Source organism: Malonomonas rubra (assembly GCF_003247215.1).
GTDB classification, from domain to species: Bacteria; Desulfobacterota; Desulfuromonadia; order Desulfuromonadales; family Geopsychrobacteraceae; genus Malonomonas; species Malonomonas rubra_A.
Genome location: NZ_QKAP01000024.1, coordinates 1 through 17,704, shown reverse-complemented (window position 1 = coordinate 17,704; position 17,704 = coordinate 1). Strand labels below are relative to the sequence as shown.

13 protein-coding genes are annotated in these 17,704 nt (G+C 54.0%); 7 read left to right on the top strand and 6 right to left on the bottom strand.

Annotation, left to right across the window (positions count from 1 at the left end; genetic code table 11):
* Positions 1-359: 359 nt before the first annotated feature.
* Positions 360-1,799, bottom strand: a complete 1,440-nt coding sequence (locus Q7J88_RS02610) for a glyceraldehyde-3-phosphate dehydrogenase (RefSeq protein ID WP_303720598.1) — start codon at positions 1,797-1,799, stop codon at positions 360-362.
* Positions 1,800-2,061: 262 nt separating this feature from the next.
* Here Q7J88_RS02610 and Q7J88_RS02605 point away from each other — a divergent pair, with 262 nt between their 5' ends.
* Positions 2,062-3,042 carry a class II fructose-bisphosphate aldolase gene (locus Q7J88_RS02605; protein WP_303720597.1) on the top strand — a complete coding sequence of 327 codons (981 nt, stop codon included), beginning with the start codon at positions 2,062-2,064 and terminating at the stop codon, positions 3,040-3,042.
* A gap of 72 nt (positions 3,043-3,114) precedes the next feature.
* Positions 3,115-6,144, top strand: a complete 3,030-nt coding sequence (locus Q7J88_RS02600) for a DUF5714 domain-containing protein (RefSeq protein WP_303720596.1) — start codon at positions 3,115-3,117, stop codon at positions 6,142-6,144.
* Positions 6,145-6,231: 87 nt separating this feature from the next.
* Here Q7J88_RS02600 and Q7J88_RS02595 read toward each other — a convergent pair whose 3' ends face one another.
* From Q7J88_RS02595 to Q7J88_RS02575, 5 genes are all read right to left on the bottom strand, one after another.
* On the bottom strand, positions 6,232-7,476 hold the full coding sequence (locus Q7J88_RS02595) for a ChaN family lipoprotein (protein WP_303720595.1): 1,245 nt from the start codon (positions 7,474-7,476) through the stop codon (positions 6,232-6,234).
* Between the two features lie 16 nt (positions 7,477-7,492).
* Complete coding sequence (gene speD / locus Q7J88_RS02590; RefSeq protein WP_303720594.1) at positions 7,493-8,281, bottom strand: adenosylmethionine decarboxylase; 789 nt, start codon at positions 8,279-8,281, stop codon at positions 7,493-7,495.
* A 97-nt stretch (positions 8,282-8,378) separates the two neighbouring features.
* Positions 8,379-9,689 carry a phosphomethylpyrimidine synthase ThiC gene (thiC, locus tag Q7J88_RS02585; protein WP_369681955.1) on the bottom strand — a complete coding sequence of 437 codons (1,311 nt, stop codon included), beginning with the start codon at positions 9,687-9,689 and terminating at the stop codon, positions 8,379-8,381.
* 84 nt (positions 9,690-9,773) lie between these two features.
* Complete coding sequence (gene thiD, locus Q7J88_RS02580; protein WP_303720592.1) at positions 9,774-11,204, bottom strand: bifunctional hydroxymethylpyrimidine kinase/phosphomethylpyrimidine kinase; 1,431 nt, start codon at positions 11,202-11,204, stop codon at positions 9,774-9,776.
* A 53-nt stretch (positions 11,205-11,257) separates the two neighbouring features.
* Positions 11,258-11,443: a CooT family nickel-binding protein gene (locus Q7J88_RS02575; protein ID WP_303720591.1), complete on the bottom strand. Its 186-nt coding sequence runs from the start codon at positions 11,441-11,443 to the stop codon at positions 11,258-11,260.
* Between the two features lie 173 nt (positions 11,444-11,616).
* On the opposite strand from Q7J88_RS02575, the gene alr reads away from it, so the two are divergent.
* The 5 genes from alr (at position 11,617) to purE (ending at position 17,513) form a co-directional block, all read left to right on the top strand.
* Entirely contained in the window at positions 11,617-12,756 is a 1,140-nt protein-coding gene (alr, locus tag Q7J88_RS02570; RefSeq protein WP_303720590.1) for an alanine racemase, read from the top strand.
* A complete protein-coding gene (locus Q7J88_RS02565; protein ID WP_303720589.1) occupies positions 12,753-13,982 on the top strand; it encodes an ASKHA domain-containing protein in 1,230 nt (409 codons plus the stop codon). Before alr ends, Q7J88_RS02565 begins: the two co-directional genes overlap by 4 nt.
* 129 nt (positions 13,983-14,111) lie before the next feature.
* Complete coding sequence (purH, locus tag Q7J88_RS02560; RefSeq protein WP_303720588.1) at positions 14,112-15,677, top strand: bifunctional phosphoribosylaminoimidazolecarboxamide formyltransferase/IMP cyclohydrolase; 1,566 nt, start codon at positions 14,112-14,114, stop codon at positions 15,675-15,677.
* A 14-nt stretch (positions 15,678-15,691) separates the two neighbouring features.
* The gene (gene purD, locus Q7J88_RS02555; RefSeq protein WP_303720587.1) at positions 15,692-16,963 is read left to right on the top strand and encodes a phosphoribosylamine--glycine ligase; all 1,272 of its coding nucleotides are present in this window, start codon (positions 15,692-15,694) and stop codon (positions 16,961-16,963) included.
* A gap of 25 nt (positions 16,964-16,988) precedes the next feature.
* Positions 16,989-17,513: a 5-(carboxyamino)imidazole ribonucleotide mutase gene (gene purE, locus Q7J88_RS02550; RefSeq protein ID WP_303720586.1), complete on the top strand. Its 525-nt coding sequence runs from the start codon at positions 16,989-16,991 to the stop codon at positions 17,511-17,513.
* Positions 17,514-17,704: the final 191 nt, after the last annotated feature.

The following is a 17,704-nucleotide window of genomic DNA, read 5'->3' as shown; positions in this document are numbered from 1 at the left end:
CCTCAAAAAATTCGTTTTTCCAGAACCGGACGTCAAACGCGAAGCGCTGATCTTTTTGGCGATGCTGGTGATCATAATTGTCTCCTTGCTGGTCCTCAAAGAAATTAGCCCCGAGCTCTTTGCTAAGCTGTTCGGTCAAATCGTGAATAAAACTCCCTGAGCAGAATACTTCCGCTTCTAATCCGTACTGACGCGACAGATTCGTCTTTGTTGCACTGGCGAACAAGTTGGTTTGTGGATGATAATCAACTTTGAAAGGTAGTTCTCACAATCACCGCAATATATCAATTCCCAAAACGAAAGCGGGCAATCTAAAATGAGATTGCCCGCTTGATTATGTGCAGCGTAGATTGAGCGTTTTACTTCGGCCAGTGTTCCAACTTCATGCCGGAGATCTGCTCGACGATCCGTACTACCTGATAGCTGTAGCCGTACTCGTTGTCATACCAGACGTAGAGCACACAGCGGTTGCCATCGACGATAGTGGCCAGCGAATCGACCACCCCGGCGTGGCGGGAGCCGACCATGTCAGTGGAAACGGCTTCTGGGGAGTTAGTGTAGTCAATCTGGTCATGCAGTGGCGAATTGAGCGACATTTCGCGCAGGTAATTGTTCAATTCTTCGACGGTGGTCTCTTTTTCTAGTGTCAGATTAAGGATCGCCAGCGAAACGTTCGGTGTCGGTACGCGAATAGCATTACCCGTCAGTTTGCCGGTCAATTCCGGCAACGCCTTGGCGACCGCTTTGGCGGCGCCGGTTTCGGTGATGACCATGTTCAGCGCCGCAGCGCGACCGCGACGTTCCTTTTTGTGGTAATTGTCGATCAGGTTCTGGTCGTTGGTGTAGCTGTGACAGGTTTCGACGTGGCCGCTGACAATGCCGAACTTGTCGCTGACCGCTTTTAAGGTAGGAACGATGGCATTGGTGGTGCAACTGGCGGCTGAGAGAATTTTCTCGTTCGGGTCGATGGTGTCGTGGTTGACGCCGTAGACGATGTTCGGGATGTCGCCTTTGCCCGGTGCGGTTAGCAGGGCGTGCGAGGTGCCGGGCGACTTCAGGTGTTTACCCAAGCCCTCGCGGTCGCGCCACTTGCCGGTGTTGTCGATGACAATGGCGTTGTTGATGCCGTACTGGGTGTAGTCGACCTCTTCCGGGGAGTTGGCGTAGATAACGCGGATCATGTTGCCGTTGGCGATGATCGCGTTCTCTTCCTCGTCGATGCGGATGGTGCCGTCGAAGTGACCGTGGACCGAGTCGCGGCGCAGCAGACTGGCCCGCTTGGCCAGATCATCGGCGCTTCCCTTGCGGACCACTGCGGCTCGCAGGCGGAGTTTATTGCCGCCACCGGCCTGTTCGATCAGGATTCTGGCCAGCAGGCGACCGATGCGGCCGAAACCGTAGAGTACTACGTCACGCGGTTCACTAAGCTGTTGACCTTTTCCAGTGTTGAGATCTTTGAGTTGTTCGGCGACGAAGGCAGCAACATCGCCGCCTTGCTCTTGATAACGCAGTACCAGCCTGGCAAGGTCAACTCTGCCGGGAGCCAGATCGAGGGTGACCATTGCCTGCAACATCGGAAAGGTGTCCCGAACCCAGATTTCCCGGTCGATAATCTGCCGGGCAAAACGGTGTACCCGCATGATTTCATTGCCCGATTTGTTCACCAGCGTACGGTCGAAGACCGTGCAAATGACTTCATGGTCCCGGTAGAGTTTGCCGATCAACGGAATCATCGCTTCGGCAATCGCTTCCCGCTCTTTCCATTCTTCAAAACATTTCTGGGTTTTTGTATCGACCATTGGTGTGTAACCTTTCACTCAAACAATAAATAATATGGCTAAATTTAAGGTCTTATCCAAAAAACCCGCGTATATTAGAGGAAGTCGAGAGCTATTGCAACCGTCTCGAGCCTTATAATTTACAAAGATAATTCCCGATATGTTCGTGCTGTCGCTGGACATTCGGCTAACGGGTTGATAAAAGTATACAGTTTACTTCCGACGTCCTGGGAAAGACCCTTACCGGGACCAATTATTATAGCTTCTAAGGAGGATTTTACCGATGGGTGATGCAGTCAGTTATAAAGATCTGGGCCTGGTCAATTCCCGTGAGCTGTTCAAAAAGGCGGTCGATGGCGGTTATGCTATCCCGGCCTACAACTTCAACAACCTGGAGCAGCTGCAGGCGATAATCACCGCCTGTGCGGAAACCAATTCGCCGGTAATTATTCAGGTCAGCAAGGGGGCCCGGAGTTACGCTAACGAAACTATGCTCCGCTACATGGCAACCGGTGCCGTGCAGATGGCCCGCGAGATGGGTTCTGATATTCCCATTGTGCTGCATCTTGACCATGGTGATTCCTTTGAGATTTGCAAAAGCTGCATCGACTCTGGTTTCTCCTCGGTGATGATCGACGGTTCCCACCTGCCATATGACGAAAATGTCGCTTTGACCAAGAAGGTGGTCGAATACGCGCACCAGTTTGATGTCACCGTTGAGGGCGAGCTTGGCGTGTTGGCCGGGATCGAGGATGAGGTGGTAGCGGAAAAATCGACCTACACCCAGCCGGACGAGGTTGAGGATTTTGTCAAAAAAACCGGTGTCGACTCGCTGGCGATATCGATCGGCACTAGTCACGGGGCCTACAAGTTCAAGCTGAAAGAGGGGGAAGAGGTGCCACCGTTGCGCTTCGATATCCTTGAAGAGTGTGAAAAACGCATTCCCGGCTTCCCGATCGTCCTGCACGGAGCGTCAAGTGTTGTACAAGCTTATGTTGATTTGATCAACCAGTATGGTGGTAAAATGGATGGAGCGGTCGGTGTGCCCGAGGAGCAACTGCGCAGGGCTGCGGCCAGCGCAGTCTGTAAAATCAACATTGACTCTGACGGTCGTTTGGCCGTAACCGCCAAGGTGCGCGAATACCTCGCCAATGACCCCGGCGAATTCGATCCGCGCAAGTACCTCGGTGCAGCTCGCAAAGAGTTGATTGAACTGATCAAGCACAAGAATGAAGCGGTTCTCGGCAGTGCCGGGAAAGGCTGATCGTTTTTTTTGTATCATGCCAAAAGGGTCACCGCAGATGTGCAGTGGCCCTTTTTATTTTAAGGATGGATAATGGCTTTCACCCCACACTGCTGGACCCGCGTGGAGTTTAACCGCCAGCCGATCTATTTTCGCAATGATCATCCGAGTTGGTTTGCACCGAACGCGTCCGGTGAGCAGATCTTGCAGAACCTGTCCACGCAGCCAATACCATTGCAGGAAAAGTTCCTCGCGCGTCTTCCGGATGCTGCGGCAAGTGAATATCCGGGGCGCTTTCAATATCTCAACCCCGATAAGCTGCAGGAGCTGTGGTTTCATGTCACCAATCGCTGCAATTTGAGTTGTCGGCACTGCCTGTTTACTTCCGGGCCGAATTCCGAGGGCGAGTTGCGCGCCGAACAGATTATTGGGATTGCGCAAGAAGCCGCGGAAATCGGTTGTCGGATCTTTGCCCTGACCGGAGGCGAGCCGATGTTTCATCCGGAGTTTAAACAGATTTTGTGTGGTCTGCTGGCGATCCCGGATGCGCATGTGGTGATGCTGACAAACGGTCTGCTGCTAGATGACCTGCTGGTTGCTGATTACGACCTGACCCGGGTCCATCTGCAGATTTCTGTCGATGGCCTCGGTGAGCAGCACGACGCGATACGCGGGAAGGGAACCTTTGAAAAACTGCGTGGTCAATTGAGGCGACTTAAAGGGCGGGGTTGGCCCTTTACCCTGTCGATGTGCGTTGAGCGCCGCAATCTGTTAGATATGACGGCATTGGTCGATTTTGCAGTCGAGGTTGGCGCCAGCAACCTGCACTACCTCTGGTACTTCGTTCAAGGGCGTGGGAACAGTGCCGGATTTGTGCCACCGGAGGAGATCTTCCCACAACTTGTCGCTGCCACAGAAAAAGCGGAAGCCGTAGGCATCCAGATCGATAACCTGACAGCCCTGAAAACGCAAATCTTTGCCCCGGCCGGGACCGTTCATGATGGCAGCAGCAGTGGTTGGGAGTCGGCGGCGATCGGCTTCGATGGCAAGCTCTATCCTTCAGCTGCACTGGTCGGCAATCAGGCGGTTGCGACAACGATCGATAACGGCCTGCAGGAAGCCTGGTTGAACAGTCCGGTAATGGATAAAATTCGCCGGGCGACCATCGCCAACGAAAAAGGGGCGTTGCGTTATTTTACCGGCGGTGGCGATCTGGACCATTCATTTATTCACTCTGGCAAGTTTCTCGGCTGCGATCCTTATCTACCGCTCTATGAAAAGATCTTCTTCTGGTTGATCGAGCAGCAGGCTACCCGTTTGCCGGAAAGGACTGCTCCAGGCTTGCGGTTGAAGATGGGTGACATTTTAGAGAATTGCGGTGCTCATGGGCATGTCGCTTTGACGCATGCCAATTGTCTCTTGTCGATCGCCGAACAGAACACCCGCAATGTGGTGAAGAACTATTATAATGTGGCGGCGCTCGATACCAAGGAGGGCATCCTTAATCCGGTCTGCTACGCTGAAGAGGAAATCGCGCATATCCCGCCGGAATTCCGCTTCCGTGGCTACGGTTGTGGCAGCCCGGTGCTTGAAGCTGACATCAAGCCGGGAGAGGTGGTCGTGGATCTAGGCAGTGGTCGGGGGGTGGAAATTTTTATTGCTGCCAAGCAGGCCGGACCGAAAGGGAAGGGGATCGGCGTCGACATGCTCGATCCGATGCTGCAGATTGCCGAACAAGGCGCTGCGGAAGTGCGGAAAAATCTCGGTTACGACAACATTGAATTCCGCAAAGGTTATCTGGAGGAACTTCCGCTGGAGGATGACAGTACCGATCTGGTACTCTCCAACTGCGTGATGAACCTCTCCAACGACAAGCGTAGCGCTTTCGCCGAGCTGTACCGGGCTCTGAAACCGGGCGGACGACTGGTGATCTCCGATGTGGTCTGCGAGGATGAGCCGGACGCTGCGATCCGCAATGACGCCCAACTGCATGGGGAGTGCATCGGTGGCGCGCTGTTGCAGAAGGATCTGGTTGGTTTGTTGGAAGAAACCGGCTTTGTCGACATTCGTCTGCTCAAGCGTTTTCCATACCGGGTGGTGCGGCAGCATTCATTCTATTCGCTAACCTTCGCTGCCTACAAACCGCGTCAGAGCGAGCCGGTATCGGTGATTTATCGTGGTCCTTTGCCTTGTCTGGGGTTGCCGGACGGTCGTCAGTTGTTTGCAGGTCAGCGCGCCCTGCTGGAAAAGGATTTGGCAGAGCGGCTTGGTGAGCACATCTTTTTACTGGATGAGAATGACGGCAGCGTCACCAACCTCGATCTGGGCAATAGCTGCGCCTGCGCGTTGCCACCGGAAACCCCGCTGCACAAGGCGACACAGTACGAAGACAGATTCCCTTCCGGCTGCATGGTTTGCGGTCAGGCGTTGCTCTATTCGGACAATGAAGTGGAACTGACGTGCCACTACTGTGGACAGTCGGCAATGACCAGTGCTCACTGCTTGGAGCAACATTTTGTCTGCGACCGCTGTCACAGCGTGGATGCCTTAGCTGTACTCGAACATCTGTGCGCCGAGGCGACCGAAACCGATCTGTTGGAATTGTTACAGCGTTTTCGTCAGCATCCGGCGATCCCGGTGAATGGACCGGAACATCATTCGCTGGTTCCGGCGATTATCATCACCGGTTATCGGAACAGTGGCGGTAATATTACTGATGACTTAATTGAAACAGCGATCCGCCGAGGTTCGCAGGTGATTGGCGGGAGCTGCGCTTTTACTGGTATTTGCGGCGCGGCAACCGGGGTCGGGATCGCTTTCAGTTTATTGCTGCAGGCCAATCCGATCAAACCGCGACAGCGCCAGATTGTGCAACAGGTGACGCAGCAGGTGCTCGAACAGATTGCCGGTCTGGAAGCGGGGCGTTGTTGTCAGCGGGATTGCTGGCTGGGGCTGAAAAGAGCGGCTGAACTGTCTGCGGAATATCTGCCGGTAAAATTGACGGCGGCTGCTCAAATTGGCTGTTATCAACGTAGCCAGAATAAAGAGTGTATTGGCATCGAGTGCCCGGTATGGCAGGAACAATCAGATGCGAAAAAAGAAACGCAAAGATATTGCTGCTGAATTTTTTTAAGGCTGGACCTCCGAAAGGACACAAAAAAGCGCAGCGGGAACTAGCCCGCTGCGCTGAAAGATGAGATTGTCGTAAAGCTATTCCTTGCCGTGCTTCATGCCCATGTTCTGGTGCTTCGGTTCCGCTTCGGTGAATTCAACCGGCAGGGTCAAGGTAGCTTCACCACGCTTCAGGGTCAGTTCGATTTTGTCGCCAACCTTTTTCTGCTGGAGTTCGTAGATCAGATCGAACGCTTCTTTCAGCTCGATATCATCCATTTGAATGAGAAGATCGTCTTTTTCGAGGCCAACTTTTTCGGCCACGGAACCGGGGATCAACCCTTTGACCCGGATGCCATTTTCATCTTCATCGCCAAGCAGGATGCCGAGTTTAACGCCCGAATCTTTCAGCGTTTCATATTCGGTAAACTTGACTAAATGATAGGGCGGCATCGGGTAGTCCGGTTTTTTGACGTTCATTAGCCGATCCTGCTTCTCTTCGCTAATGACTATTTCCTGCGAACCGATCAGGATATAACTAGCCGGAACGCGGCGGAAAACGCGCCTTGGGATTCCGTATCCGTAACGCACGTGGTTACCGCCGGCGACAACCACAATTTGCTCATTTTTGTCGGCCATTTTCACAAACTCAGCAATATTCTGCGACATGGTTTCATCCCACAGGGTCTGTACCCGCTGGAAACCATCGAGCACTCCGTTGCCCATCTTGTGGCCGCTGAACACCGCTTCGACCATCGACCGTTGATATGGGTCGTGCAGATCCATCTCCGGAAGTTGCGCCTGCTCCTCTGCGGATAATTCCTCAAACGGAACACGACCGACCTTTTTCTGCAGATCTTTGTTGGCGTTTAACGCCAGAACCGGGATTTTATTTTCCTTACAAAAGTTCAGCAGGTCGCGGTAAAGGGCGAAATTCATTCGCCAGTTTTCGAACCAGCCGACCTCTTTGAGGAATGTCTTCTCGTCCAGTTCGCCTGCTGTCCAGCGGTTGAGTGCCGGTTGCTGTTCAGGGGTGAACATTTCCATCCCTAAAGTGACCTTGCCCGGGTTGTTTTTTGTAAGTGCCTGCAGGATGTCGAACTGAAGTCGGTGGGAGGCGGGGTTGTCGTGAGTCTCACCAACGTAGATGATCTGTACCCGGCCGGCTTGGTCAAACAGCTCTTCTTGAGTGACATAGACGCCGGTTGGCAGGTGGAGGATATCTCCAACCTGCGGGTCTTTCTCAGGTGGATATGGGGCTTCCGGGTTACCCAGATGTTTATGTCCGGCGCAGGCGGTCATTAGTAGTAATAGAACTAGTAGCGAGAAAAACTGTCGTTGCATCGTCTCCCCTTAGGCATCAGTAGATGTTTTTCGAGTAGAAGATTTCCGTCATTTCTTGTTCGAGTTTTGTTTTGATTTCCCGTAGTTCCGTTTGCGACAAGTCCTCATAGGTGGTCGAAAACAGATATTTCTCCAGGTTAAAGTCCTTCAGCAGCATCTTGGTGTGAAACAGGTTCTCTTGGAAAATGTTAATATCGATGCATTGATACATGTCACGAATGCTTTTCCGGATAAACTGCTGGATGCTGTGAATCCGGTGGTCGATGTAGTGTTTCTTCCCTTGGACGTCGCGTGTAAAGCCGCGCACCTTGTAATCCAGAACCACGATATCCGATTCAAACGAGTCGATCAGGTGATTGAGCGCTTTCAATGGGCTGATTCTACCACAGGTCGATACATCGATATCAACCCGGAAGGTTGAAATTCCCAGCTTGTTGTCGGTCTCTGGATACGTGTGGACACAGAGATGACTCTTGTCGAGGTGGGCAAGCACCTGGTCCGATTTCGGTTCGATCGGTTCTTCGGAAATCAGTACCGTGACGGAAGCGCCCATCGGGTCGTAATCCTGACTGGAGATATTGAGGATGTTGGCGCCGATGATCTCAGTGACTTCCGTCAGGATTTTGGTCAACCGTTCGGCGTTGTATTCTTCGTCGATATACTCCAGATATTCCTTACGCGCCTCTGGTCGTTTTGCGTAACAGATATCGTAGATATTGAAAGAAAGCGTTTTTGTTAGATTGTTAAAGCCGCGCAGCTTCAGTTTTGGCTTGCGGCGCGGACGGGTTACTTTTTTTGCGCACATCGGCAGTGTCTCCTGAATGCGACGCCTAAATTGCCCGGCGCCGACAGCTATCAGTTTTCAGACAGAAGAAAACAGCCGAGTATAAATATACTTTCCCTTAACCGGCAACAGCTTTTTTCTCGCTCCGTTCGTTCATCACTTTGTAAGCGCACAGCGCACCGCACATGGTACAGGCACCATGCTCTTCGTCGACCCCCGATTCCGCGCGCAGGCGTCGGGCTTTCTCCGGGTCGATTGCCAATTTGAACTGGCCTTCCCAGTCGAGTTCTTTGCGGCAGCGGGCCATGGCGTTGTCTTTCTCAATCGCTCCAGGAACACCTTTGACGATGTCGGCGGCGTGGGCCGCGATACGGGCGGCCATAACCCCTTCGTGAACGTCTTCCGCTGTCGGCAGCCGCAGATGTTCACTCGGGGTGACGTAGCAGAGAAAATCGGCACCGGCTGCCGCGGCAATCGTGCCGCCGATCGCCGAGGTGATGTGGTCGTAGCCAGGAGCGATGTCGGTGACCAGCGGGCCGAGGACGTAGAAGGGGGCTCCGTGGCAGAGCCGCTTCTGTAGCTTGATGTTGGCCTCTATCTGGTCGAGCGGAACGTGGCCGGGGCCTTCGATCATCACCTGGATGCCTGCATCTTGGGCACGCTGGGTCAGCTCGCCGAGGATCATCAGTTCGTGAATCTGAGCGCGGTCGGTGGCGTCGGCCAGACAACCTGGGCGGAAACCGTCTCCAAGGGAGAGGACTGCGTCGTAGCGGCGGACAATTTCGAGCAGTCGGTCGAAATATTCGTAGAGCGGGTTCTGCGCCTTGTTGTACAGCATCCATTCGACGGTGAAGGAGCCGCCGCGAGAGACGACCTCCATGATGCGGCCTTCTTTTTCCATCCGTTTGACCGTTTCCAAGGTGACACCGCAATGGACGGTGATGAAGTCGACGCCGTCCTCCAAATGCTTTTCGACGCCAGCGAAGATGTCTTCGACAGTCATGTCGACGATCGGCTTACCCTGTTTGAGAACGGCATCGCAGGCTGCCTGATAGAGCGGCACACTGCCGAGACAAACATCGGTCTGCGAGGCGATGGCGGCACGGATTTCATCGATCGGGCCGCCGGTCGACAGGTCCATGATTGCGTCGGCACCGGCGGCAACAGCAACCTTGGCCTTGTTCAGCTCGTTGTCGATGTTGGTATCGTCCGAGCTGGTGCCGATATTTGCGTTGGTCTTGGTGCGTAGACCCTCGCCGACCGCCAGCGGTGGTGCGTTGGTGTGCTTGTTGTTGCGGCAGATGATCGCTGTCCCGGCGGCAATTTTCTGTCGCAAAATCTCTGGATCGATATTTTCGGTTGCAGCAGCCTGTCGCATCAGGTCACTGATTTGCCCTGCCCGGGCCATCTCCAATTGTGTCATTTCAATCTTGTCCTCAAAAGCGAAAATCAGCGCTTGCCACGGTGCAGTGGAAGCGCTGCAAGTGAAAATCGTATACTCGGGTTTTTTAGTTTAATCTACCGAGGCCTCTTGATGCAAGAGTTGCATTGCCGCCTGGAAATGATTTACCGGGCCATGCCCTTTACCGAGCTGTATCGCGTGCTCAATCGCCAGGATGACAAAACGTTTTGCGCGTTCCACGGCATAGCGTAGTGGGTAACCCTGGGCAAGGAAGGTAGCAATAGCGGAAGAAAGGGTGCAGCCGGTGCCGTGGGTGTTGATGGTGTCGAAGCGTGGAGAACTGAAGCGATATTCGTTGTCACCGAGCATTAGGATGTCAATCGCTTCACCTTCAAGGTGTCCCCCCTTGATCAGGATGTTGCGCGCACCAAGCGCCTGCAGGCTTTGCCCAGCTTCGATCATCTCCTCTATATTGCTCGGCTCGATGCCGGTAAGGGTGGCAACCTCGGGCAAGTTGGGTGTCAGCAGGTAGGATTCCGGCAACAGGCTTGATATCAAGCTTTCGTTCGCTTCTTTGTCGAGCAGCAATTCGCCCCCTTTGGCGACCATCACTGGATCGACCACTGCCAACAACGATCGTTCGGCGATTACTTTGGCGACCCGAGTAACAATTCCGCCCCAGCTGAGCATGCCGGTCTTGACCGTATCTGTGCCGATGTCATCGAGAATGGTGTTGATCTGCTTGATGACAAAATCGGTATGCACCTGATAGGTTTCGGCAACGCCGAGGGAGTTCTGTGCGGTCAGGGCCGTCAACGCCGTACTGGCGTAACTGCCGAGCAGGGTAATGGTTTTGGTGTCAGCTTGGATGCCGGCCCCGCCGCCCGAATCGGAGCCGGCGATGGTCAGGACCCGGCCGTTCGGTTTGGGCTTGTTGCGGTTGAACAATAGCGAATATTCCTTCGCCGCGCGGGCCGGGTCGGCATCCGCCATGACTCCGGAAATGACTGCGACCGAATTGGCTCCTGCCTCGAGCGCTTCAAACGCCCCTTCCGGGGTGATGCCGCCGATCGCGACCAAGGGAACCCGGACCGCTTTGCGGACATTACGCAGCATGTCGAGTCCGACCTGGGTAATGTCATCCTTGGTATTGGTCGGGAAGATGCTGCCGATGGCTACGTAATCGGCACCCTGGGCTTCCGCCTTGAGAGCCTCTTCAACGCTGTGGGTCGAGATACCGATGATCTTGCCACCGCCGATGAGTTGGCGGGCCCGCACCGCCGGCATATCGTCCTGTCCTAGGTGAACGCCGTCGGCATTTACTTCGCGGGCTAACTCAGGCAGGTCGTTGATGATCAGCTTGGCGGCAAACCGATTGCAGAGTTCACGTAGCTCCTCCGCCATCTTGCGGCGATCGTCCGGCCGCGTGTTCTTCGCCCGGTACTGCACGATCCGGGCACCACCGGTCAGTGCCGCCTCAACTTTCTGTAATAACTTTCCATCCAGATTGTCGTCAGTAATCAGGTAAAGTCCGGAGAGCATCGACGATCCCCCATACAGGAATTATAAGTGTGTACCGGGTTGAATAGTTCGAGTCAGGCCAGTACGATGCGCTGATTCATTAGGTCGATTTCACAAATCTTGCCAGACATGGTGCTGGTCTTGCCGAAGGAGTCGATCAGTTTCAAGCTGTCTTCCTGAATCATGATCGAGGAGATATCTTGCAGGTCGGTTTCCTGATCGTTGCTAACCAGTTTGAAGGGGCCGTAATCGAGACACATAAATAAAAATCTCCACTAAGTAAAAGGGCTTATATAATACGATTATCAATCGTACTCGCCCCGACTCGTTGGTGTCAATTAACTTTCCCGGTGGCTTGTTGCTTTACAGAGAGTGCGCAGGGATATATTTTTAATCTCAGTGTTTCTAAATAACCTTTTTCTCGGAGCCTTTTGTGACAGAACAGTATTCAAAGCGACCTACTTGGGCCGATATCGATTTGAACGCTTTGCTGCATAACCTTCGGCAGGCTGAAAAATTCTGTCAGCCGCATCAACGCACTCTGACAGTGGTTAAGGCGGACGCCTATGGCCACGGGGCTGTACCAGTAGCTAACTGTTTCCAGCGTGCTGGAGTGCGCGATTTCGCAGTGGCGACCCTGGAAGAAGCGTTACAGCTGCGGGATGCCGGAATTGATGAGGCGTTGCTGGTTCTCGGTGGTTGCTTTCCGGGACAGGAGGCCGCTTTTATTGAGAACAAGTTGATGCCGGCCCTGCTCGATCCACAAACTGCACTGCGCTTGTCTGCAGCGGCAGAGCAGAGTGGTTGTAGATTGCCGGTGCATCTGAAGATCGACAGCGGGATGGGGCGAGTCGGTTTTTTGCCCGCACAACTGCGCGAGTTTCTACCGCAGTTACTCCAGCTTAACGGGTTGAAGATCTCTGGCCTGATGTCGCATCTGGCCTGTGCTGACGATCTTGACTCTGGTGTGACGTTACAGCAACTGGAACGGTTTCGGTCCGTGCTGCAGATGCTGCGAGAGGCAGGGATTGTGCCGGATGACATCCATATCAGCAACAGCGCCGGGTTGTCTGGCTGGGAGGTGCCGGAAGCCACTCTGGTACGGCCGGGGATTATGCTCTATGGCGGTCTGCCCGGCCCTGAGTTTGCAGACAAGCTCGACCTTCGTCCGGTGATGCACCTGCGCAGCTCTATCGCGCAGTTGCGAACGCTACCAGCCGGCAGCGGCGTTTCCTATGGACATAAGTTTCACACCGCGCGCGAAAGCCGGATCGCCATTCTGCCGATCGGTTATGCAGACGGTTACAACAGACTGTTCAGCAATTGTGGGCAGGGAGCTCTGCATGGCCGGAAAATTCCGTTGATCGGTCGGGTCTGCATGGACTGGATCATGTTCGATGTTACTGATCTGCCACAGACCCGAGTCGGGGATTGTGTGACCCTGCTCGGATCTGCGGACGGAATAACTATCACCGGAGACGAATGGGCAGAGCAACTTGACACCATCTCATACGAAGTTTTCTGCCGGATCAGCCCCCGGGTGCCGCGACGATATTTGGAGGAACAGGGGTGAGGAAACTTTTTCTCGGGCTTGATCTTGGCACCACTAGTTTGATCGGCCGGGTTTGTGGTGCCGACGGGCAAGTGCTGGCTGAAGCAAGTCTCGACAATCCGCAGCAACAATTTGGGGCCGACGTGATCAGCCGGATCGAGGCGGCGTTAGCTGGTTATGCTGTTCAATTGCAGACCCTGCTGGTCGAGGGGATAAATGATCTGATCAATGATTTGTTGGCGCATACCGGCGCCGACCCCGAGCAGTTCACCGCAGCCGCAGCGGCCGCCAACCCCACAATCAGTTTGTTGTTGGCCGGAGAAACGGTGGAAAAGCTGGTGCGGCCTCCTTACCGCCCCGATTATCTGGCGGGAGAACCCCTGGATTGCGACAGGCTGGGGGTGGATTTGCCGGTGCCTCTTTATCTGATGCCACTGGTCAGCGGCTATGTCGGCGGTGATCTATTGTCGGTTCTGCTAGCCAGTTCGCCGGATGAGGGACCGACACTATATATTGATCTGGGAACCAACGCAGAACTGGCGCTTTGGGATGGAGTTCACTGGTGGGGGACTTCGGTCGCTGCCGGGCCAGCGTTTGAAGCGGGCAATCTGAGATGTGGGATGCGCTATGGTTTTGGCGCTGTGACTGAGGTTGGTATTGTTCGCGATCAATTCACCTATACCGTAGCTGGTGGCGGCACGCCGAAAGGAATCTGCGGCAGCGGGCTGTTTTCACTTTTCAGCTGCGCTTTACAAGCGGGATTGATTGCTCCGGACGGGCGCATCCGGTCTGCGGATGAAATAGATTCCAATTTGGCCCGCTATCTGGTTGCCGATGCTGAAGGGCAGGCGTTGCAACTATATCGGGACGCGCGAACCTGTTTGCTACTGACGCAGCAGGATGTGCGTGCTTTTCAGCTGGCGAAAGGGGCGGTGCGGGCCGGGGTGAACTGCTTGCTTGAACGGAACTCCCTGTCGGCCGAACAGTTGAGTTCGGTGCGTATCGCCGGGGCGTTGGGCGGTGCCTTGCCGGTTACAGCTCTGAAAGGGGTTGCCATGTTGCCGGAAAACGTGATAGAAAAGTGCCGCTTTCTACCTGGGGTAGTGCTGAATGGTTTGTTGCATGTTCTGCAGCAGGAAGATGGTGCCGAGCAAGCAAAAAAACTGGCCTCAAGCCTTAAGGTCTACCCACTGTCAGGGACGCCGGCGTTCCAAAAAGCTTTTCTCGCCAGCCTTGACTTTTTGTAGCAGCGGTTAAACTTAAGACTCTATTGTGTGAACTGGACAGTCTGTTGACTGTCCTTTCTTCGTTTTTTCAGACCTGTTTCGTTAACTTATATTTTTAACTCTGTCTTTAGCCTGACAAAAGGAGAATTCATGGCAGCCATCAAAAGAGCATTGATATCGGTGTCCGACAAAGCGGGTGTCCTCGATTTGGCCCGCGAGCTAAACTGCTTCGGTGTTGAACTTCTTTCCACCGGCGGTACCGCCAAGATGATCCGCGATGCTGGCATACCGGTCATGGATGTTTCCGACTACACAGGTTTCCCGGAAATGATGGACGGCCGGGTCAAGACCCTGCACCCAAAGGTGCATGGTGCGCTGCTTGGCCTGCGCGATAACCCTGAGCATGTCGATGCCATGGCTAAGCATGATATCGAGCCGATCGATATGGTTGTCGTCAACCTGTACCCGTTTGAAGCGACTGTTGCCAAAGAGGACTGCTCGCTGATTGATGCGATCGAAAACATCGATATTGGCGGCCCAACCATGCTGCGAAGCGCCGCCAAGAATAACAAATTCGTTACCGTGCTGGTTGATCCGGCCGATTACGAGACCGTCATTGCAGAGATGAAGGCGAACAGTGGTGAAGTCTCTGAGGAGACAAACTTCAAGCTGGCGGTCAAGGTTTACCAGCATACCGCTGCATACGATGGCGCCATTTCCAACTGGCTTGGCAAGAAGACCGCCGAGGAGCACGCCGAGTTCCCACCTGCCCTGACCTTGCAGTTCCAAAAGGCGCAAGGGATGCGTTACGGGGAGAACCCGCATCAGAAAGCTGCCTTTTACGTGGAAAAGAACGTCACAGAGGCTTCGATTGCGACCGCCAAGCAGCTGCAAGGCAAGGAACTCTCCTATAACAATATTGGAGATACCGATGCCGCCCTCGAGTGTGTCAAGCAGTTCAGTGAAGGCCCGGCCTGTGTCATCGTCAAGCATGCCAACCCATGCGGTGTTGCGATCGGTGAGAACCTTCTCGATGCCTATCAACGTGCATTTTCCACCGACCCCGAGTCCGCCTTCGGCGGTATTATCGCGTTCAACCAGGAACTGGACGGTGAAACCGCCAAAGCGATCTGCGACAAACAGTTTGTCGAGGTGATCATTGCCCCGAAGGTTTCTGCCGCTGCCGTTGAGGTGGTTGCCGCAAAGAAAAACGTGCGTTTGCTTGAGTGTGGTGAGTGGCCGGTTGAGCCTGGTCAGCGCCTCGACTTCAAACGGGTCAATGGAGGTGTGCTGGTGCAGGACGCCGACCTATTACTCAGTGCAAACGTGAAGGTTGTTACCAAGCGTCAACCGACCCCGGAAGAGATGAAGTCCCTTGAGTTCTCCTGGAAGGTGGCTAAGTTCGTCAAATCTAACGCTATCGTCTACGGTAAGGACAATATGACCATCGGTGTTGGTGCCGGTCAGATGAGCCGGGTTAACTCAGCTCGGATTGCCGCCATCAAGGCTGAGCATGCTGGCCTGGAAGTGAACGGTGCCGCAATGGCTTCCGATGCCTTCTTCCCGTTCCGCGACGGTATCGACAACGCTGCCGCCTCCGGTATCACTGCCGTGATCCAGCCTGGAGGATCAATCCGCGACGAGGAAGTGATTGCCGCTGCAGATGAACACGGCATTGCGATGGTGTTCACTTCGATGAGACATTTCCGCCACTAAAAAGGAGACGGAATATGAAAATTCTAGTTATTGGAGGCGGTGGACGTGAGCATGCTCTCTGCTGGAAAATTGCCCAGTCCCCACTGGTTGAGACTCTCTACTGTGCCCCGGGCAATCCCGGTATCGCTGAGTTGGCCGAATGCATTAATATCGGCGCGGATGAGGTCGATACGCTTTGTGAATTCGCTCAGGCGGAAAAGATCGATCTGACGGTGGTCGGGCCGGAAGTGCCGCTGACCATGGGCATCGTTGATACCTTTCAGCAAGCAGGTTTGGAAATTTTTGGCCCGAACAAGGCTGCCGCGCAGATCGAGGGGAGCAAAGAGTTCTCCAAAAACCTGATGGCCAAGTACGATATCCCGACTGCTGCTTACCAGAGCTTTACCGAACACTCCGATGCTGTCGAGTATATCAAGCAGCAGGGTGTGCCGATCGTCGTCAAGGCTGACGGTCTGGCGGCCGGCAAAGGCGTGATTGTAGCCATGACCGAGGAACAGGCGATCGCCGCAGTTGATGATATCATGCTCGATCAGGTGTTCGGCGCTGCCGGCTCAACTGTGGTGATTGAGGAGTTCATGGAGGGGGAGGAAGCATCCTTCTTCGCTTTTACTGACGGCAAGAATATCCTGCCGCTCGCCTCTTCGCAGGATCACAAGCGGGTTTACGATAACGACGAAGGCCCGAATACCGGTGGTATGGGGGCCTATTCTCCGGCACCAGTGGTCACCAGCGAACTGTATGATGAGATCGTCGAGACGATCGTCAAGCCGACCATTGCCGGGATGGCAAAGGATGGCTGCCCCTACAGTGGCATACTTTATGTCGGTTTGATGATCAAGGACGGCAAACCGCGGGTAGTAGAGTTTAATGCCCGTTTCGGTGATCCCGAGGCGCAGCCGCTGTTGGTACGGATGAAGGAAGATATTGTGCCGATTCTGAAGGCCTGCGCTCGTGGTGAACTGACCCAGGAAACTCTCGAGTGGCACGATAAAGCTGCCGTTTGCGTGGTGTTGGCCAGTGGTGGTTATCCGTCATCTTTCAATAAAGGTTTGGCTATTTCCGGGCTGGACACGGCGGCAAAGATTGATGACGTGGTGGTTTTTCACGCCGGAACCAGCTTTAAAAATGGGCAAGTGGTTAATAGCGGTGGACGGGTTCTGGGGGTGACCGGACTTGGTTCAACTGTAAAAGATGCGATCGATAAAGCTTACCAAGGTGTTGCCGTGATCGATTGGCAGGATGTTCATTATCGTAAGGATATCGGTGCCCGGGCGCTGAACAGATAAATTAGGTTATATGAGGAGTTTAACGATGAACCACAAGAACCCTTTGGTCGGTATTCTGATGGGCAGTGACAACGACTATGAGATCATGGCCGAAGCGGCAAAGGTTCTCAAACAGTTCGATATTCCATTTGAGATGATCGTCTCCAGTGCCCATCGTACTCCAGAGCGGACTGCGACTTATGTCAGTGCGGCGCGCGACAACGGGATCAAGGTGTTGATCGCCGGTGCTGGTGCTGCTGCTCATCTGGCGGGGGTCGTTGCTGCTGAGACCACCCTTCCTGTAATTGCGGTGCCGATCGATGCAACATCGTTGCAGGGTTTGGACGCACTGCTGGCAATGGTTCAGATGCCGGCCGGTATCCCGGTGGCGACCATGGCGATCGGCCCGGCTGGAGCACGTAATGCAGGGATATTTGCTGCTCAAATTTTGGCGACCGAGAGCCGGGATCTGGCTGTGAAACTGTCTGAATTTAAGGCCGAGATGGCTGCCGGGGTAGTGAAAAAATCGGACAAGGTCCAGGAAAAGCTTGTCGCGGATGGTTTGATTTAAGAATTTTAAAAATGTATACAATATACAGTTTTTCAGTTGACAGGTGCAGTCGTGATGACTAAATTGTCGACTGGTTTATAATCCAACCACATCAAAAAAGGAGAGAGGTATTATCATGAAGAAGATGCTCGTACTGCTGGCAATGGTTGCCTTGGTTGCTTCGACCGCTTTTGTCGCTTTTGCTGAAAACG